Consider the following 1,162-nt stretch of genomic DNA (forward strand, 5'->3'; position numbering starts at 1 on the left):
TTTACGTTGGTGTTGGTAGTAAAAGGTAACGGCTTCTATAAATTGTAAATAATGCTCGTTCGTTCTTCTTGGTTTAAATACGGTTTGTGGCAATATCAGTTGTTCTGCATACGGATTGATGATTTTAATTGGTTGTAGCATTCGTTGGGTATTTTGTAAAAACTCTTGTGTTTCTCGTTGTTTATAACCATCTATTTTTCCTGCTGCTTTTAATCTTTGATACTGCATGATCTTTTGATCCTGTTGGTCACTCTCATCCAGGTAGATTAAAAAACAACGATTGGCGTTATCTTCATAGATATGTTCCCAAGTGGTACAGCCTGCTACGCTTACAGGACCTTCTACAACCAGATAGATAGTTTTGGTTTCTCCTTTGGTGTTCTTTTGCACAATGGTTTTTACGATACGGTTTTTGGTTTGTAACTCCCGTAATGGGTAGAGTGCATTTGCTGCCCCGTCTAGATCTTCTATAACAATGAGTTTGTATTTAAGATCGGTTTTACCAAAGTAGTAAAAGGCGTTATCAGATAAAGTCGTAATATTAATGACTTCTTCTGGTGGGATGCATTGGCTTACTTTTTCTTGTAAATAGGTTTTTCCTGTTCCACTACTTCCCAGACTGATAATGTGCAATGGCTTTTCTAGTTTACGGGTGGTAAAAATTAAATACATTAATAATCGGTTGGTTTCTTCTCCAATCAATCCTGCTTCTCCTAGTAGAATATTTGTTTTTTGTAATAGGTTTTTGGATTTTAAGAAGGTTACCGCTTCCTCCTTTTCTACTTTGGTTAGTTGTCTGATCTTGGGTTTTAAGTTTTCTTCCTTCTCCTTTATTTTATCTAACCTATATTTTTCTAACTCTTCTGTTAATTCGGATAGACTGGCTGCGATTACGTTTGTACCTATTTCTAGTTTCTCAGCTACTTTACGTATAAACTTCTCTAATTGGGTATCATTATATAAATCTAGATTATGCCGTACAGGTGGTCTACTGCTCTGCTGTTCTTGTATCTTGATCGTGACACGCATTCTGTCCAGTCCTTCTAACTTGATACCGCCCAAAACCGTTAATTGTAGTATTTCGTTGCCGTAAAATAGTTGGTCTGTAGTATCGGTTTGTAACTTCATTATATTTTACCTTTAAACATATATTTAATATCAT

1 protein-coding gene is annotated in these 1,162 nt (G+C 35.6%); it reads right to left on the reverse strand.

The window, feature by feature from the left end:
• On the reverse strand, positions 1-1,128 hold a 1,128-nt coding region (locus H527_RS24505), incomplete at its 3' end, for a hypothetical protein (protein WP_027414055.1).
• Positions 1,129-1,162 lie beyond the last annotated feature (34 nt).

Origin of the sequence: Aquimarina muelleri DSM 19832 (assembly GCF_000430665.1) — a bacterium.
GTDB classification, from domain to species: domain Bacteria; phylum Bacteroidota; class Bacteroidia; order Flavobacteriales; family Flavobacteriaceae; genus Aquimarina; species Aquimarina muelleri.